The 15,927-nt window shown below is 72.7% G+C and carries 19 protein-coding genes and 1 riboswitch; of the genes, 9 read left to right on the top strand and 10 right to left on the bottom strand.

Annotated features, from left to right (window positions below; translation table 11 throughout):
• Positions 1 to 148: 148 nt before the first annotated feature.
• The 7 genes from IE260_RS08535 to IE260_RS08505 form a co-directional block, all read right to left on the bottom strand.
• A complete protein-coding gene (locus IE260_RS08535; RefSeq protein WP_189870048.1) occupies positions 149 to 910 on the bottom strand; it encodes an urease accessory protein UreD in 762 nt (253 codons plus the stop codon).
• Positions 907 to 1,584, bottom strand: a complete 678-nt coding sequence (ureG, locus tag IE260_RS08530; RefSeq protein WP_189869872.1) for an urease accessory protein UreG — start codon at positions 1,582 to 1,584, stop codon at positions 907 to 909. Before ureG ends, IE260_RS08535 begins: the two co-directional genes overlap by 4 nt.
• Positions 1,585 to 1,748: 164 nt before the next feature.
• Positions 1,749 to 2,423, bottom strand: coding sequence for an urease accessory protein UreF (locus IE260_RS08525; protein ID WP_189869871.1), 675 nt, complete (start codon positions 2,421 to 2,423; stop codon positions 1,749 to 1,751).
• Between the two features lie 8 nt (positions 2,424 to 2,431).
• On the bottom strand, positions 2,432 to 4,153 hold the full coding sequence (locus tag IE260_RS08520; protein WP_189869870.1) for an urease subunit alpha: 1,722 nt from the start codon (positions 4,151 to 4,153) through the stop codon (positions 2,432 to 2,434).
• Positions 4,146 to 4,457 carry an urease subunit beta gene (locus IE260_RS08515; RefSeq protein ID WP_189870047.1) on the bottom strand — a complete coding sequence of 104 codons (312 nt, stop codon included), beginning with the start codon at positions 4,455 to 4,457 and terminating at the stop codon, positions 4,146 to 4,148. The genes IE260_RS08520 and IE260_RS08515 overlap by 8 nt, the downstream gene beginning before the upstream one ends.
• Positions 4,458 to 4,470: 13 nt before the next feature.
• Positions 4,471 to 4,773: an urease subunit gamma gene (locus IE260_RS08510; protein ID WP_189869869.1), complete on the bottom strand. Its 303-nt coding sequence runs from the start codon at positions 4,771 to 4,773 to the stop codon at positions 4,471 to 4,473.
• 166 nt (positions 4,774 to 4,939) lie between these two features.
• Positions 4,940 to 5,593, bottom strand: a complete 654-nt coding sequence (locus tag IE260_RS08505) for a TetR/AcrR family transcriptional regulator (protein ID WP_189869868.1) — start codon at positions 5,591 to 5,593, stop codon at positions 4,940 to 4,942.
• 103 nt (positions 5,594 to 5,696) lie between these two features.
• Between IE260_RS08505 and IE260_RS08500 the strand changes: the two genes are divergently transcribed.
• Complete coding sequence (locus tag IE260_RS08500) at positions 5,697 to 6,731, top strand: ABC transporter permease (RefSeq protein ID WP_229880553.1); 1,035 nt, start codon at positions 5,697 to 5,699, stop codon at positions 6,729 to 6,731.
• An 80-nt stretch (positions 6,732 to 6,811) separates the two neighbouring features.
• Here the strand turns inward: IE260_RS08500 and IE260_RS08495 are convergent, their stop codons facing one another.
• On the bottom strand, positions 6,812 to 7,090 hold the full coding sequence (locus IE260_RS08495; protein WP_189869867.1) for a type II toxin-antitoxin system Phd/YefM family antitoxin: 279 nt from the start codon (positions 7,088 to 7,090) through the stop codon (positions 6,812 to 6,814).
• A 156-nt stretch (positions 7,091 to 7,246) separates the two neighbouring features.
• On the opposite strand from IE260_RS08495, the gene IE260_RS08490 reads away from it, so the two are divergent.
• The 3 genes from IE260_RS08490 to IE260_RS08480 all read left to right on the top strand — a co-directional run bounded on the left by IE260_RS08490 (position 7,247) and on the right by IE260_RS08480 (position 9,241).
• On the top strand, positions 7,247 to 7,882 hold the full coding sequence (locus IE260_RS08490) for an ATP-dependent Clp protease proteolytic subunit (RefSeq protein WP_189869866.1): 636 nt from the start codon (positions 7,247 to 7,249) through the stop codon (positions 7,880 to 7,882).
• Between the two features lie 4 nt (positions 7,883 to 7,886).
• On the top strand, positions 7,887 to 8,195 hold the full coding sequence (locus IE260_RS08485; RefSeq protein ID WP_189869865.1) for a hypothetical protein: 309 nt from the start codon (positions 7,887 to 7,889) through the stop codon (positions 8,193 to 8,195).
• Between the two features lie 422 nt (positions 8,196 to 8,617).
• A riboswitch (cyclic di-AMP (ydaO/yuaA leader) is annotated at positions 8,618 to 8,764 on the top strand.
• A gap of 3 nt (positions 8,765 to 8,767) precedes the next feature.
• Positions 8,768 to 9,241, top strand: coding sequence for a C40 family peptidase (locus IE260_RS08480; protein WP_189869864.1), 474 nt, complete (start codon positions 8,768 to 8,770; stop codon positions 9,239 to 9,241).
• Between the two features lie 52 nt (positions 9,242 to 9,293).
• On the opposite strand, the gene IE260_RS08475 is transcribed toward IE260_RS08480, so the two are convergent.
• Entirely contained in the window at positions 9,294 to 9,773 is a 480-nt protein-coding gene (locus tag IE260_RS08475; protein WP_189869863.1) for an ATP-binding protein, read from the bottom strand.
• A gap of 214 nt (positions 9,774 to 9,987) precedes the next feature.
• On the opposite strand from IE260_RS08475, the gene IE260_RS08470 reads away from it, so the two are divergent.
• Positions 9,988 to 10,848, top strand: a complete 861-nt coding sequence (locus tag IE260_RS08470; protein WP_189869862.1) for a helix-turn-helix domain-containing protein — start codon at positions 9,988 to 9,990, stop codon at positions 10,846 to 10,848.
• Between the two features lie 9 nt (positions 10,849 to 10,857).
• A complete protein-coding gene (locus tag IE260_RS08465) occupies positions 10,858 to 11,088 on the top strand; it encodes a DUF397 domain-containing protein (RefSeq protein ID WP_189869861.1) in 231 nt (76 codons plus the stop codon).
• A 42-nt stretch (positions 11,089 to 11,130) separates the two neighbouring features.
• Here the strand turns inward: IE260_RS08465 and IE260_RS08460 are convergent, their stop codons facing one another.
• On the bottom strand, positions 11,131 to 12,258 hold the full coding sequence (locus tag IE260_RS08460; protein WP_189869860.1) for an 8-amino-7-oxononanoate synthase: 1,128 nt from the start codon (positions 12,256 to 12,258) through the stop codon (positions 11,131 to 11,133).
• A 150-nt stretch (positions 12,259 to 12,408) separates the two neighbouring features.
• Between IE260_RS08460 and bioB the strand changes: the two genes are divergently transcribed.
• Genes bioB through bioD form a run of 3 tightly spaced genes read left to right on the top strand, consistent with a single transcriptional unit; the run spans position 12,409 to position 15,551 of the window.
• On the top strand, positions 12,409 to 13,554 hold the full coding sequence (gene bioB / locus IE260_RS08455) for a biotin synthase BioB (protein WP_189869859.1): 1,146 nt from the start codon (positions 12,409 to 12,411) through the stop codon (positions 13,552 to 13,554).
• On the top strand, positions 13,547 to 14,833 hold the full coding sequence (locus IE260_RS08450; protein WP_189869858.1) for an adenosylmethionine--8-amino-7-oxononanoate transaminase: 1,287 nt from the start codon (positions 13,547 to 13,549) through the stop codon (positions 14,831 to 14,833). The genes bioB and IE260_RS08450 overlap by 8 nt, the downstream gene beginning before the upstream one ends.
• Before the next feature lies 1 nt (position 14,834).
• Entirely contained in the window at positions 14,835 to 15,551 is a 717-nt protein-coding gene (gene bioD / locus IE260_RS08445; protein ID WP_189869857.1) for a dethiobiotin synthase, read from the top strand.
• The last annotated feature ends 376 nt before the right edge of the window (positions 15,552 to 15,927 follow it).

Raw genomic sequence — 15,927 nt, 5'->3', positions numbered from 1 at the left:
GGGCCCTCCCCGTACATCATTTCGACAAGTACGGGGATCCTCGCGGCTGTGTGTTCCCTGAGGACAGGGGCGGTCGGACTTCTTTGCCAATCCGATAAACGGAGAAGACTGTTCGGCGGACGGATGCGGTGCGGGCACCGCCGTCCCGTCAGCAGAGGGACGCCAGGCCCGCGTCCAGCAGCCGGCGCAGCCGGAGCGCGTCCGGCGCCACGGCGGTCACCAGCGCTGCGGGCCCGGGCAGCGGCATGACGGCGGCGCCGTCCGCCAGGACGCGGGCGGCCGGCGGGGCGGTCGCGAACTCCGGTCGGGCCACGACGAGCTGACCGACCGCCCGGTGTCCCGCCAGTCCGGCGGGGCCGTCCCAGCCGCCCGGCGCGCCCGGACCGCAGGCCAGTTCCTGGTCGAGGACACAGCGGCCGGCGATCCGCACCGTGAGACGGCTGGTGAGCCGCCCCGGTTCCTCACCGGTCCGCCCGAGCACCTGCTCCTCGCGCAGCACGAGCCGGGCCGACGTCGCGAGATCGACGCGGGTTCCGACGTACAGGTCGCTGCCGTGCGCGGAGATCAACTGTTCGGGGAGCCAGTGCAGTTCGGCGCCGTCGGCGACGGTGAGCCGCACGTCGTAGCGGGCCGCGGCCTTGTCCTGGCCCGGCAGCGCGAGGGTGGCGGCGGCGGAGCCGATCCACAGTGCGGCGCCCTGCTCCGCGCGGGCGTCCACCGTGAAGTGGTCGCCGCCGAGCGGCCCGCTCATCGCGCCGACCAGCATCACCCGGGCCTCGGTTCCGCTCCCCCGGGTCCGCCGCAGCGCGAGCGGCCCCTCGCCCTCCAGTACGGGCAGGGAGGTACCGCCGCGTCCGTCGCCGCGCGCGACGATCGCCGCCGTCGCCCGCACGCCGCCCGGCGCGGTCATGCCGTCCACGCGGCGAGCCGGGCCCGTACCCAGTCGGCGACGTCCCGTACGCCCTCCTCGCTCCTGAGCGACTGCAGGACGACCGGCAGTTCGCCCCGCTGCGCCTTGGCGTCGGCCGCCATCCGCGCGAGATCGGAGCCGACGTACGGCGCGAGGTCGGTCTTGTTGACGACCAGCAGGTCGGCGGTGCTGACGCCGGGTCCCCCCTTGCGCGGGATGTCGTCGCCGCCCGCCACGTCGATCACGAAGATCTGCGCGTCGACGAGGCCCTTGGAGAAGGTGGCGGTGAGGTTGTCGCCGCCGGACTCCACCAGGATCAGGTCCAGCGGACCGACCTCGTCCTCCAGGTCCTCGACGGCTTCCAGGTTGGCGGAGATGTCGTCCCGGATCGCGGTGTGCGGGCAGGCTCCGGTCTCCACGGCGCTGATCCGCTCCGGCGGCAGTACGGCCTCGCGGAGCAGGAACTCGGCGTCCTCGCGCGTGTAGATGTCGTTGGTGACGACGGCGAGGGACAGTTCCTCGCGCAGGGCCCGGCAGAGCGCGGCGACGGTGGCGGTCTTCCCGGACCCGACGGGCCCGCCCAGCCCGATGCGCAGGGCGCGGCGGGTGCCGTCGGGACGGTGCGCGTCGGCGCTGACGGCCGAGGGCCCGTGGTGGGAGTGGTCGAGGTGCATCGGTGGGCTCCTATGACAACAGTGGGCGGCACAACCAGCCCGTCCGGCGTTCGAGGACGGGGCCGTTCAGGCCGACGGGGTCCAGGGGGCGGAGCCCCCTGGCGGGGACGAAGGGGCAGAGCCCCTGGGGACGGGAAGGGGTAGGGGCGGCGGGGGCGAACCCCCTACGAGGCGAACAACCGCACCGGCCAGCCGGCATGCACCTCGGCCCCGATCTCCAGCAGCGGCGCGGACCTGGCGGGCAGCGCATCGACCCCGTCCGTCATGGCCCGGCGCGCCGCGTCCACGGCGTCCTGGGCCACCCGGTCCAGTTCGGGGGCGAGCCGGGCCAGGACGGCGGTGGCGTCGAACGGGTCGAGGCCGAGCAGCCGCACGACGGCGGTCGCCGGGCCGCTCACCCCCTCGTAGGCGGAGCAGTAGGCCGCGTCCTCGGGCCCGAGCCCGGCCGCCCGGGCGGTCAGGCCGAGGACGACCGGCTGATGGGCGCCCTTGGGGAACCGCTGTGCCAGCGCGTCCAGTTCGGGGTGCGGCCAGGTGGCGCGGGCCGCCCGCATCAGCTGCCGGCCGAGTTTGCGTGCCGCCACGCGCAGGGCGGGTGACGGCGTGCGGGCGTCCGCGGCCCGGTCGAGTCCGGTGGGGTCGACGCCGAGCGCGGCGGCAGCCGCGAGGGCGGCCGTCATGGCCGCGCCGGTGTGCAGTCGCCCCCGGCAGAACTCCTCCAGGCTCGCCGCGTCGGTGATGCGTCCCGCCTTGACGGCGGCCTCCGCCCCGCCGGAGTGGGCGTGCCCTCCGGCGGGGAAGCGGCCGTCGGCCAGGACGAGGAGTGCTGCGCGACTCACGGCGGCGCTCAGAAGAGGAAGTACCGCTGGGCGAGCGGCAGTTCGGCGGCGGGTGCGGGCTCGACGAGTTCGCCGTCGATGGTCACCGCGAAGGAGTCCGCGGCGACCTCGACGCGGGGCAGGGCGTCGTTCTCCCGCATGTCGGCCTTCGTGCGCCCGCGGGTGGAGTGGATGGGCACGAACTCGCGCCCGAGGCCCAGGCGTTCCGGCAGCCCGTCCTCGACGGCGGCCCGGGCCACGAAGTTGACCGAGTTCGCGGCGGGCGCGGTGCCGAGGGCGCCGAACATCGGGCGCGGCAGGACCGGCTGCGGAGTGGGGATGGAGGCGTTGGCGTCGCCCACCTGCGCGTACGCGATCTGACCGCCCTTGAGCACGACCTGCGGTTTCACGCCGAAGAACCGGGGGTCCCAGAGCACCAGGTCGGCGAGCTTGCCGGACTCCACGGAGCCGACCTCGTGCTCGATGCCCTGGGCGACGGCGGGATTGATGGTGTACTTGGCGACATAGCGACGGGCGCGCCGGTTGTCGGCCCGGGTGTCGCCGGGCAGGAAGCCACGACGCCGCTTCATCACGTGCGCGGTCTGCCACGTCCGCAGGATCACTTCCCCGATGCGGCCCATGGCCTGGGAGTCCGACGACATGATGGAGATGGCCCCCATGTCGTGCAGGATGTCCTCGGCCGCGATGGTGCTGGGCCGGATCCGGGACTCGGCGAAGGCCAGGTCCTCGGGGACGGCCGGGTTCAGGTGGTGACAGACCATCAGCATGTCGAGGTGCTCCTCGACGGTGTTGACGGTGTGCGGCCTCGTCGGGTTGGTGGACGCGGGCAGCATGTTGGGCAGCGACACCGCCGTGATCATGTCCGGCGCATGGCCGCCGCCGGCGCCCTCGACGTGGAAGGCGTGCAGGGTGCGGCCCGCGACGGCGTCGAAGGTGTCGCCGACGAATCCGGCCTCGTTCAGGGTGTCGGTGTGGACCGCGAGCTGGACGCCGGACTCCTCGCACACGTCCAGGCAGGCGGAGATCACCGCGGGGGTGGCCCCCCAGTCCTCGTGGATCTTGAAGCCGAGGACGCCGGCGCGCAGCTGGTCGCGCATGGACTCCTTCGACATGGTGCTGCCCTTGCCGAGGAAGCCGATGTTGACGGGGCTCGACTCCATGGCCGCGAACATCCGCGCGAGGTGCCACGAACCGGGGGTGACCGTGGTCGCCTTGCTGCCCTCGGCCGGGCCCGTGCCGCCGCCGATGAGGGTGGTGATGCCGGAGGCGAGGGCCTCGTCGACGAGTGCGGGCGCGATGAAGTGGACGTGCGTGTCGATGCCGCCCGCGGTGATGATCTTGCCGTTGCCCGCGATGATCTCCGTCTCGGGACCGATGACCAGCTCGGGGTGGACGCCGTCCATGGTGTCCGGGTTGCCGGACTTGCCGATGCCGGTGATGCGGCCGTCGCGGATGCCGATGTCGGCCTTGACGATGCCCCAGTGGTCGATGATCACGGCACCGGTGATCACGGTGTCGGGGGCACCGTCGGCGCGTGTGGCGCGCGACTGGCCCATGGACTCGCGCAGCACCTTCCCGCCGCCGAACACGGCCTCGTCGCCGGAGCGACCGGGTCCGCCCGAGCGGTCCTCCTCGATCTCGACGAGGAGGTCGGTGTCGGCGAGGCGGATGCGGTCACCGGTGGTCGGGCCGAACAGGTCGGCGTAGGCGGGACGGGACAGTTCAGGCATCGAGGGCACCTCCCGTGGCGCCGCGCAGGCCCACGACGACGCGGGCACCCGCGAGGGGCACGAGTTCCACGTCGACCGGAATTCCGGGCTCGAAGCGGACGGCGGTGCCGGCGGCGATGTTGAGCCGCTTGCCGTGGGCGAGGGCGCGGTCGAGGTCGAGGGCGGGGTTGGCCTCGGCGAAGTGGTAGTGGGAGCCGACCTGGACGGGCCGGTCGGCGGTGTTGAGCACGGTCAGACGGGTGACTTCGCATCCCTCGTTGAAGGCGACCGGCTCGTCGGCGAACAGGATCTCTCCGGGAGTCATGGCTGCCATCCCGTCAGATGATCGGATCGTGGACGGTGACCAGCTTGGTGCCGTCGGGGAAGGTGGCTTCGACCTGCACGTCGTGGATCATCTCGGGGATGCCGTCCATGACCTCGTCCCGCTGGAGCAGCTTGCGCCCCGAGGCCATGAGTTCGGCGACGGTGCGGCCGTCGCGGGCTCCTTCGAGGATGTGCGCGGTGATCAGCGCGACGGCCTCGGGGTGGTTGAGCTTCACGCCTCGTGCGCGGCGCTTCTCGGCCACGTCCGCGGCCACATGGATGAGCAGTCGCTCCTGCTCGTGCGGGGTCAGTTGCACGTACCACCTCACAGGACATCACGCCAGGACCGAGCGGTCCGGCTGCCGCGGCCACCGCGACGGCTCTAGATGTAACACACATGAATGCACGTCAAGGCGCACGCCGGTGCCCCGAAAACCGCAGGTGGATCGGTGCGCAGACTAGGTCTACGATGTTTCGGGCACGTCACCCGGATTTGACCGACTGATTACCGGCGCCGCCGGTGGCCTCACGCATGCTCAGCAGTCCCCGCATGCCCGCCTGCAGCGTCTCCGGGGGGATGCTGCCGAACAGTGCGTACTGGACGCCGAAGCCCTGCACCACGGCCATCAGCGTCCGGGCGACGGCGTCCGGGTCGGAGTCGTCGCGCATCATGCCGGTCTCCTGGTAGCGGACCACGACTTTCGCCCAGGCGGCCCTGACCTTGGCGAAGCGCTCGCGCAGCAGGGCCGACAGTTCCTCGTTGCGCAGGGTCTCGCTCCAGACCTGGATCATCAGGCGCGGGAACGCCCACTCGCCGTTGTCCAGCATCGGCGACTGCTCCCGCGTCATGTGCGTCAGGGTCCGGGCGATGAGCACGTCGGGCGCGGGCGGCGGACTCTCCAGAGCCGCCCGCTCGTACATGGCCTGCACCGAGTCCAGCACCTCGGTGACGGTGGCCTGGATCAGCTCCTCCTTGCCGCTGAAGTAGCGGTAGACGGCGCCCGCGGACAGGTCGACCTCCTTCAGCACGTCCTGCATCGACGTGGCGTGGAAGCCGTTGCGGGCGAAGCAGCGGGCGGCGCCGTCGAGGATCTGCCGGCGGCGGGCGTCGAGGTGTTCCTGGGATACGCGGGCCATGCCATCAACCTAAAACGAACGTTCCTTCTTGACAAGCGCCGCCACCCGTCGCACGGTGATGACGGACCCTAAAACGAACGATCCTTCTTTTTGAGGAGCGACCATGTCCAGCACGCCCGCCGCGCGTCCCGCCGGCCCCCCGGCCCCCACGCCCCCGCACGGCCGCCGCATGGCCGCCGTGGTCGTCCTCGTGCCCGTGCTGGTCGCGCTGGCCCTGTGGGCCTTCGCCTGGCCGGCCGCCCGGACCGCTCCCCGCGACCTGCCGCTCGGCGTGGCGGGACCGGCAGCCGCGACCGCGCCGGTCGAGCAGCGGCTCACCCGGCACGAGGGCGCCTTCGAGATTCACCGCTACGCCGACGAGGCCGCCGCCCGCGACGCCGTCGAGGACCGGACCGTGTACGGCGCGGTGGTCGTCACCGAACAGGGCCCGAAGCTGCTGACGGCGTCCGCGGCGAGCCCCGCCGTCGCGCAGCTGCTGCAGCAGGCGGTGACCGGGCAGGCGTCCGCCACCGGGGCCGAGGTCCGAACCGTCGACGTGGTGGCCGCCCCCTCGACCGATCCGCGCGGTGCGGCCCTGAACGCGAGCGTGCTGCCGCTCACCCTGGCCGGGATCGCCACCGGCGCCGTGGTGACGCTGCTGGGGCTGCGCGGCGTCCGCGCGGTGGCTGCCGTGGCCGGCGCCACCGCCCTGACCGGGGTGGTCGCGGCGGCCGTCGCGCACAGCTGGCTGGAGGTCGCCACCGGTGACTGGTGGGCGGTGGCCGGGGTCTTCTGGCTGTCCGCTCTGGCCGTGGCCGCCGCCGTGGCCGGGCTCGGCGCGCTGCTCGGGCAGCGGGGCCTCGGACTCGGCGCGTTCGTGGTGATGCTGCTGGGCAACCCGTTCTCGGGAGCGGCCTCGGCCCCGGAGATGCTGCCCGAGCCGGTCGGGGCGATCGGCCAGTGGCTGCCGCCGGGCGCCGGTGTCTCGCTGCTGCGGTCGGTGTCGTTCTTCGACGGGGCGGCGGCCGCGGGCCCCGCGCTGACGCTGACGTGGTGGGCCGTTCTGGGCCTGGGCGCCGTGCTGGCGGGCGGCGCGCTGCGGGAGCGGGCGCACGGCCGCTCGGCGGCGGGCGACCGGGCGCCGGCACTGGTCGGCTGAGACCGGCACCGCCCGCGCACCGACGGCCGCGGCCCTCCTGCCGACAGGCGGGGGCCGCGGCCGTCGGTGTGCGCAGAGGGCTAGGAGGGGTTCGGCCCCCGGTGTTCCGCCGCGATGCCGAAGCGCTGCCGTTCGCGGGGTGCGGGGCCGGTGTCGCGGACGCTGGAGACCGAGGTGACGACCTGTTCCCCCGGCGGTTCCTGGAGCTCCTCCAGACGTTCGAGGTCGGCGGCGGAGACGAGGGCGACGAGGGGCTTGCCGTGCCGCGTCACGACGACGCGCTCACCGCCGTACACCACCCGGTTGATCAGGTCGGCGAGCTCAGCCCTGGCTTGCGTCACCGGAATCTCATAGGCCATACCCACAGCTTACGGTTCACCCCCCGGCGGCCCCGTCGCGTCGGCGCCCGCGCGAAAGCGGAGCTTCTCCGCCACAGCGGAACGTACGTCCTGTACATTTTTGACAGAGACAGCGCAGCGCGCCGGAGACGGCTCTGCCACGAGGAGGGGTTCGCCATGACCCGACCGTCCGCCCGTCATGTCCTGCCCGGGTTCACCGAGCGCACGGGCTTGGAGCACTGGACGACGGACCCGTACTCGAAGCTGCTTCAGGAGCGGATCGTCTTCCTCGGGACACGGATCGACGAGGCGTCGGCGAATGACGTGACGGCCCAGTTCATGTACTTGGAGCACCAGGCTCCGGACCGCGACATCGCCCTCTGCATCAACTCCCCCGGCGGGTCGTTCAGTGCCATGTCGGCGATCTACGACACGATGCGCTTCCTCGCCTGCGACGTGACGACGACCTGCCTGGGCCAGGCCGGGCCGTCGGCCGCGGTGCTGCTGGCCGCGGGCGCGCCGGGCAAGCGCGCGATACTGCCGGGCGCCCGGGTCACGCTCCGTCAACCGGCGCTGGACGGGCCGACGGAGGGACAGGCGAGCGATCTGGCCGTCCGTGCTGCGGAGTTGAACCGTGTCCGCGCCGCCCTGGAGGAGATGCTGGTACGGCACACCGGCCGCACTGCGCGGCAGGTGGCCGAGGACATCGAGCGGGACACGGTCCTGGACGCGCAGCAGGCCATGGCGTACGGCCTGGTCGACCGGATCGTCCCCGGCCGCAAGAACGCGGCCCCCGCGCCCGGCGCGAGGTGAGCCGGTGCTCCCGCCCGAATTGCCACCGCTGCCCGCTCTGACCCGCGCGGAGGCCGAGTTGATCGACCGTTACCTCGAAGTCGTCGACCTGGTCGGGCGCATCAATCCCGCCCAGCCCGGGGACACCTACCGTGGACTGCGCGCCGCCCAGGCCCTGGTCGGCAAGGCGACCGCCCTGCGCGACGCCCTGGCACTCATGCACCGGCGGGGCGAGACCGAGCTGCACGCCGCCACCCTGGCCCGGGCACTGCGCGTCCTGGACGGCGAGCGGCGCACGGCACGCGTCAGCCTGCCACCCTGCTCCGACAGTTGACGCATCTCCGGGAGCCGGCGACGCCCCGCTGCACTCCCCGTCCACGATCCATCTCGGCAGCAGCCGAAACGGGCCAAATGGCGTACCCCCTTTCGGCGTAGCCACACATCGATTTTCGGACCCCCTGAGCTTGCGCAACCGGCGTGCCCATGCGACGGAATGAGCCACTCCATTCCTGGTCCGGGCACCGCCGGTACACCGGCCGATGTCTCGAACACGGCACTGTCCACCCGAACGGGTGAGTGGTGAGTAACAACACAGAAGCCCGGTTCCGTTGGGATTTTCCGACTTGAGGAGACAAGATCCGTGACTGACGACAAGCCCCCGCCACAGCGGCGGGGCGGTCCGGGCGGACGCCGAGTCCTGCCGCCGCCCGGATGACCGGTCGACAGGAGTGGATCGGCAGGAGTGGAGGACCCAAGCACGACGGGTCGCCGGAACGGTCATCTCCGCGAGAAGGAGGCGCCGGGCCGAGCAGCCCTTGGGGTGAAGCCGCACCCGTGCGGCCGGGCCACTTCGCCAGCCCGAATCCGACAGGTCATCCTTCACAGGCGGCTGACGAAGGGTTGCGCATGACTGCGCTCAATCGTGTCCCGTCGCTCATGGCCCGCGCCGGTACGGCCTCGGCCCTGACCATCGCCGCCGTCGGCGGCTCCATCGTGGTCCCCGGTGCGGCCCCCGAGGCCGCCGCCGCGAGCCACGCCACGAAAGCGCTCCGGATCGCGGCCTCCAAGAAGGGTTCGCCCTACCAGTGGGGCGCCACGGGGCCACGCAGGTTCGACTGCTCCGGGCTCACGCTGTACTCGTTCAAGAAGGCCGGCAAGAAGCTGCCGCGCACCGCGGCCCAGCAGTACAACAAGACCCGCCACGTCTCCGCCAAGAACCGCAAGGTCGGAGACCTCGTGTTCTTCCACTCGGGCAGCAGCATCTACCACGTCGGCATCTACGCCGGGAAGGGCAGGATCTGGCACGCCCCGAAGACCGGGGACGTGGTGCGCCTCCAGAAGATCTGGACCAGGAGCGTTCTGTACGGCCGGGTCAAGTGAACCGCCCGGGGAGGCGGCGGCGACCTGACACGCCGCCACCTCCCCGGGCGCCTCACCGCTGAGGCTCCGGCCGGCCGACGGCCGGGACGGGCTCGGCGGGCACCGGCTGCCCCGGCGCCGTCCAGGGCAGCTCGATGGAGACGGTCTTGCCGCCCTCGCGCGTCGGCCGGACCCTCAGCCTGCCGCCGCACTCCGCCGTCAGCCACCGGACGATCACCATGCCCCGGCCGTTGTCCTGCTGGACGGCGGCCGGCAGGCGTTTGGGGAAGCGCGGATGGCTGTCGGTGACACCGATGCGCAGCCGCTCGTCGCGGTCGAGCGCGACGTCGACGGTGAAGGTCGGTGACTGGCCGAAAGTGTGCTGCACCGCGTTGGTGGCCAGTTCCGAGACGATGAGCCGGACGGTGTCGGACACGTCCGTGTCCGCCGGCAGGCCCCACTCCGCCAGGGTGCCGACCACATAGGTACGGGCGGCGGCCACCGAGGCGGGATCGCTCGGCAGAGTGACGGATGCTTCCAGATGGTCTGCCATGGCGACGTCGTCCCTTTCCCACGGGACCGAAGTCCGACACGGAGCGGATGGTTCGAGTACGGTCCCGGACTGGTGCTTCGCCGCCAGACTGCCATCACCACACCGGTGAAGGCTGGCGATCCACCAAGATATGCATATATCTGTCGCTCGATGCGGTGAACTCTGCGACGGCAGCACGTATTCGGGCGGCTCATCGGGAGTAAGGGAGTGGCCCATGCAGCACGGTCCCGTGGTGCGCCGCCGGAAGCTGGGCGCGGAGCTGCGCGCGCTGCGCACCTCGGCGGGGATCACCAGCGGCGAGGCGGCCCGGCTGGTGGGCTGGCACCAGTCGAAGGTGAGCCGTATCGAGACCGGCACGAGCGGGACGAAACCGGCCGACGTGCGGTTACTGCTGGACGCCTACGGCGTGCACGATCCGCAGCTGCGGGAACTGCTGCTTGTTTTGGCGAGGTCCGACGGCGACGGCGGCCGGCACCACTGGTGGCACGCCTATCGCGGGGTGCTGCCGCCGACCTACCGGGACTTCATCAGCCTGGAGTCCCAGGCGAGCGCCATGCGCACGCTGGAGACCACCGTGGTCCCGGGACTGCTGCAGACCCCGGAGTACGCCCGCGCGGTGACGCGGGCCGCGGTGGACGGACTGCCCGAGGAGCGGCTGGACACGCTGGTGGAGGTACGGCTGGCCCGTCAGGACGTGCTGCGTGCCGAGCCGCCGCTGCGGCTGAGCGCCGTCCTGGACGAGGCGGTGCTGCGCCGGGAGGTGGGCGGTCCCGGGGTCATGGACCGTCAGCTGCGGCGACTGGTGGAGGCCGCCCGCCTGCCCCATGTGCGGCTGCAGGTCCTGCCGTTCGCCGCCGGAGCACATATCGGCGTCACCGGCCCTTTCGTAATCTTCTCTTTTTCGAGCACTTCTGATCTGGACGTGGTTGTTCTCGACCACTTGACGAGTAGCCTGCATCTCGAACGGAAAGAAGACCTAGAGGCCTACACGGAGGCCTTCAACGCCCTTTTGAACCATGCCCTTTCGCCCGAGGACTCGTTGGACTTCATCGCCGCGACAGCGGCCGGCGCGTAAGGAGGCACCATGTCCGCACTTCCTCGGAACATCAGTTCGAGCACCGATCTGCACGGCGTGCGGTGGCTGCGCAGCAGCTACAGCACCGGAGCCAACAACTGCGTGGAGACGGCCTTGCCGCCGGCCGGCCCCTGGGCCGGACTGCTCGCCGTGCGCGACTCCAAGGATCCGGCCGGACCCGCGCTGCTCTTCTCCCCCGGGAGCTGGGCGTCGTTCACGGCCGAGGTCCACCGCATCTGATCCCTGCCGGCACCGAGCGGAGCACGGCCGTGCCACGCCGACTCATGGCCGCGTTTCGCCGATCACCCGTACAGCGCGTTCGATCTGCTCCGCGGAGAGGTCCGCGCGGGCGGTCAGCCTGAGCCGTGAGATGCCGTCGGGCACGGAAGGAGGACGGAAACAGCCCACGGTCAGGCCGGCCGCACGGCAGTCGGCCGCCCAGCGCACGGCCCCCTCCGGCGAGGGCGCGCGCACCGAGACCACCGCGGCGTCCGGACGCACCGCCTCCAGGCCCGCGGCGGTCAGGCGTGCGTGCAGTTCGCGGGCCACCGCGCGGGCACGCACCGCCCTCTCCGGCTCGCGGCGCAGCAGTCCCAGTGCGGCCAGGGCCGCGCCCGCCGCCGCGGGGGCGAGGCCCGTGTCGAAGATGAACGTCCGGGCCGCGTTGACCAGATGGTCGATCACCTTGGCGGGGCCGAGCACGGCCCCGCCCTGGCTGCCGAGCGACTTGGACAGCGTGACCGTGACGACCACGTCGTCGGCGCCCGCGAGCCCCGCCGCCTGCGCGGCGCCGCGCCCGCCGTCGCCGAGGACGCCGAGGCCGTGGGCGTCGTCGACGACCAGTCCGGCACCGCGCTCCCGGCACGCCCCCGCGAGGGCCGCCAGCGGCGCGGCGTCGCCGTCAACCGAGAAGACCGTGTCGGAGACGGCGACAGCGGGTCCGTCGTGCGTCCGCAGCGCCTTGCGCACGGCGTCCGGGTCGGCGTGCGCCGCCACCTGGACCGTGCCGCGGGCCAGCCGGCAGCCGTCGATCAGGGAGGCGTGGTTGCCCGCGTCGGACACCACGAGGGTGCCGTGCGGCGCCAGCGCCGTGACCGCGGCGAGGTTGGCCGCGTAGCCGGAGGAGAGGACGAGCGCGGACTCGAAGCCGCAGAAGGCGGCCAGTTCGCGTTCGAGTTCGGCGTGCAGTGCGGTGGTGCCGGTGACGAGCCGGGAGCCGGTCGCACCGCCGCCCCAGGTCCGCGCGGCCCGCACCGCTCCCTCGACGACCTCGGGATGCCGGGCGAGGCCCAGGTAGTCGTTGCTCGCCAGGTCCAGCAGCGGCGAGTCGGCCGGGCGGGGGCGCAGAGTCCGCACGAGTCCGGCCCGGCGGCGCAGCTCCGCCTGCTCGTCGATCCAGTCGAACGCCATGGGTCGGTCCTCCGGGAATTTGTAGGCAATGGACAGACACTAGCGGCCCGGCCGTCCGCCCGAGGTGTGGCAATACCCACACGGCGATCGGGCAGTGTTGTGCGAAGTCTCCTTGGCCCCGGGTGGCTTCGTAGGACAGGATCGGCTCTCATGGACCTGCTGAACACGCTGGTGGACAAGGGGCTTCGGCGCGAGTCGCCGACCCGCGAGGAAGCTCTGGCCGTCCTCGCCACTTCCGACGACGAACTGCTCGATGTGGTGGCCGCGGCCGGCAAGGTGCGCCGGCACTGGTTCGGCCGGCGGGTGAAACTCAACTACCTGGTCAACCTCAAGTCGGGCCTGTGCCCGGAGGACTGCTCGTACTGCTCGCAGCGGCTCGGCTCCAAGGCCGAGATCCTGAAGTACACCTGGCTCAAGCCCGGCGAGGCGTCCGAGGCCGCCGCCGCCGGCGTGTCCGGGGGCGCCAAGCGGGTGTGCCTGGTGGCCAGCGGCCGGGGTCCGACCGACCGGGACGTGGACCGGGTCTCCGAGACCATCAAGGCCATCAAGGAGCAGAACGAGTCGGTCGAGGTGTGCGCCTGCCTGGGCCTGCTCTCCGACGGTCAGGCGGAGCGGCTGCGCGAGGCGGGCGCCGACGCCTACAACCACAACCTCAACACCTCCGAGTCGACGTACGGGGACATCACGACCACGCACACGTACGCCGACCGGGTGGACACGGTGCAGAAGGCGCACGCCGCCGGTCTGTCCGCCTGCTCCGGGCTGATCGCGGGCATGGGCGAGAGCGACGAGGACCTGGTCGACGTGGTCTTCTCCCTGCGTGAACTGGACCCGGACTCGGTCCCGGTGAACTTCCTGATCCCGTTCGAGGGCACGCCGCTGGCCAAGGAGTGGAACCTCACCCCGCAGCGCTGCCTGCGCATCCTGGCGATGACCCGGTTCGTCTGCCCGGACGTCGAGGTCCGCATCGCCGGCGGGCGCGAGGTCCACCTGCGCACGATGCAGCCGCTGGCCCTGCACCTGGCCAACTCCATCTTCCTCGGCGACTACCTCACCAGCGAGGGCCAGGCGGGCAAGGCCGACCTGGAGATGATCGCGGACGCCGGGTTCGAGGTGGAGGGCACCGACCAGGTGACCCTGCCCGGGCACCGGGCGACGGCCGGCGGCGGCTGCGGGTCGCACGAGGGCGGCGGGGCCTGCGGATCCACTCCCGCCGCACGGACCGAGGAACCCCGTACGGACCTGGTCGCCGTACGCCGCCGCGGTGCGGGAACGGACCTCGCGCCCAATGCCTGAGCCCGAACTGACGGTGGACGAGCTGCTCCGGCTCGACCGGCGGCACGTCTGGCACCCGTACGGCCCGATGCCCGGCCGGCAGGACCCGCTGGTCGTGGAGTCGGCGAGCGGGGTGCGGCTGCGGCCGGCCGACGGCTCCGGGGAACTCGTCGACGGGATGTCGTCCTGGTGGTCGGCGATCCACGGCTACAACCACCCGGTGCTGAACGAGGCGGCACGCGAGCAGCTGGAGCGCATGAGCCATGTGATGTTCGGCGGGCTCACCCACGAGCCCGCCGTGCGGCTGGCGAAGCTCCTTGTCGACATGTCGCCCGATGGTCTGGAGCACGTCTTCCTCGCCGACTCCGGCTCGGTGTCGGTCGAGGTCGCGGTCAAGATGTGCCTGCAGTACTGGCGTTCGCTCGGCCGGCCCGCGAAGCGGCGCCTGCTGACCTGGCGCGGCGGCTACCACGGCGACACCTGGCAGCCGATGTCGGTGTGCGACCCCGAGGGCGGCATGCACGAGCTGTGGACGGGCGTCCTGCCGCGCCAGGTGTTCGCGGACGCGCCGCCGGCGGAGTACGAGGAGACGTACGCCGACCACCTGCGGTCACTCATCGAGCGGCACGCCGACGAGCTGGCCGCGGTGATCGTCGAGCCGGTGGTGCAGGGCGCGGGCGGGATGCGGTTCCACTCCCCCGCGTACCTGCGGGTGCTGCGGGAGGCGTGCGACGCGCACGACGTCCTGCTGGTGTTCGACGAGATCGCGACCGGCTTCGGGCGTACGGGCGCGCTGTTCGCGGCGGAGCACGCGGCGGTGACGCCGGATGTGATGTGCGTGGGCAAGGCGCTGACCGGCGGCTATCTGACGATGGCGGCGACGCTGTGCACGTCACGGGTCGCGGACGGAATCTCGCGCGGCGAGGTGCCGGTGCTCGCCCATGGGCCGACGTTCATGGGCAACCCGCTGGCGGCGGCCGTGGCGTGCGCCTCGATCGGGCTCCTGCTCGGGCAGGACTGGCTCGCGGAGGTCAAGCGCATCGAGGCGGGTCTGCGCGAGGGTCTGGCGCCCGCCGCCGAGCTGCCGGGCGTGACGGACGTGCGGGTCCTCGGCGCGATCGGGGTGGTGCAGCTGGACCATCCCGTCGACATGGCGGCGGCGACGCGGGCGGCGGTGCGCGAGGGCGTGTGGCTGCGGCCGTTCCGCGACCTGATCTACACCATGCCGCCGTACGTCACGGGTGATGCGGACGTCGCGCGGATCGGACGTGCGGTGTGCGCGGCGGCCGGGAAGGGATGACATGCCGGTACTGGTGATCACGGGCACGGGCACGGAGGTCGGCAAGACCGTCGCGACCGCCGCCGTCGCGGCGACGGCGCGGGCGGCCGGCCGGTCGGTGGCCGTGCTGAAGGCCGCGCAGACGGGCGTGGGGCCGGACGAGCCGGGGGACGCACAGGAGGTCGCCCGCCTCGCGGGTGCCGTGACGGCGGCCGAAGTCGCGCGCTATCCCGAGCCGTTGGCGCCGGGCACGGCCGCGCGCAGGGCCGGCCGGGCGCCGGTGCACCCCGAGGAGGTGGCCGAGGCCGCCGCCAAGCTGGCCACGGACCACGACCTGGTGCTGGTGGAGGGAGCGGGCGGGCTGCTGGTCCGGTTCGACGCGGCGGGCGGGACCCTCGCGGACGCCGCCGAACTGCTCGGCGCGCCGGTGCTGGTGGTGGCCTCGGCGGGCCTGGGCACGCTGAACACCACGGAGCTGACGGCACGTGAACTGCGCTCCCGCGGGCTCGGTCTGTCGGGCGTGGTGATCGGCAGCTGGCCGCAGCATCCCGACCTCGCCTCGCGCTGCAACCTCGCGGACCTGCCGGACGTGGCCGGAGCCCCCCTGCTCGGCGCCCTGCCCGCCGGTGCGGGCGCCCTCGCCCCGCCCGCCTTCCGCTCCTCGGCACCGCACTGGCTGGCCCCCGCGCTGGACGGCACCTGGGACGTGGAGGCCTTCCGGAAACGGGAGGCCCCCTGACCTGAGAACACCCTGACCCCGAGGACGAGTGACCCGACCGGCCGGCACCCACGCCGCACCGGACGCGCCGTGGTCCCGTCCGGCGGCACCGAAGCGGCAGACACCCGCACCGGAAGCCACCGGCGACGCGGTGAAACCCGCGGCGGCGGGAGAGGCCCTGACCCCAAGGGCAGCCGAACCGGGGGCCCTGGCCCAACCGACGACACCCGACCGGCCGGCACCCACGCCGCACCGGACGCGCCGTGGTCCCGTCCGGCGGCACCGAAGCGGCAGACACCCGCACCGGAAGCCACCGGCGACGCGGTGAAACCCGCGGCGGCGGGAGAGGCCCTGACCCCAAGGGCAGCCGGACCGCGGGGCTTGGTCCGGGCGGTGT

The sequence above is a fragment of the Streptomyces viridiviolaceus genome (assembly GCF_014650995.1).
Classification (GTDB): domain Bacteria; phylum Actinomycetota; class Actinomycetes; order Streptomycetales; family Streptomycetaceae; genus Streptomyces; species Streptomyces viridiviolaceus.
The sequence above is the reverse complement of the archived record's forward strand: the minus strand, read 5'-3'. Positions and strand labels throughout refer to the sequence as shown.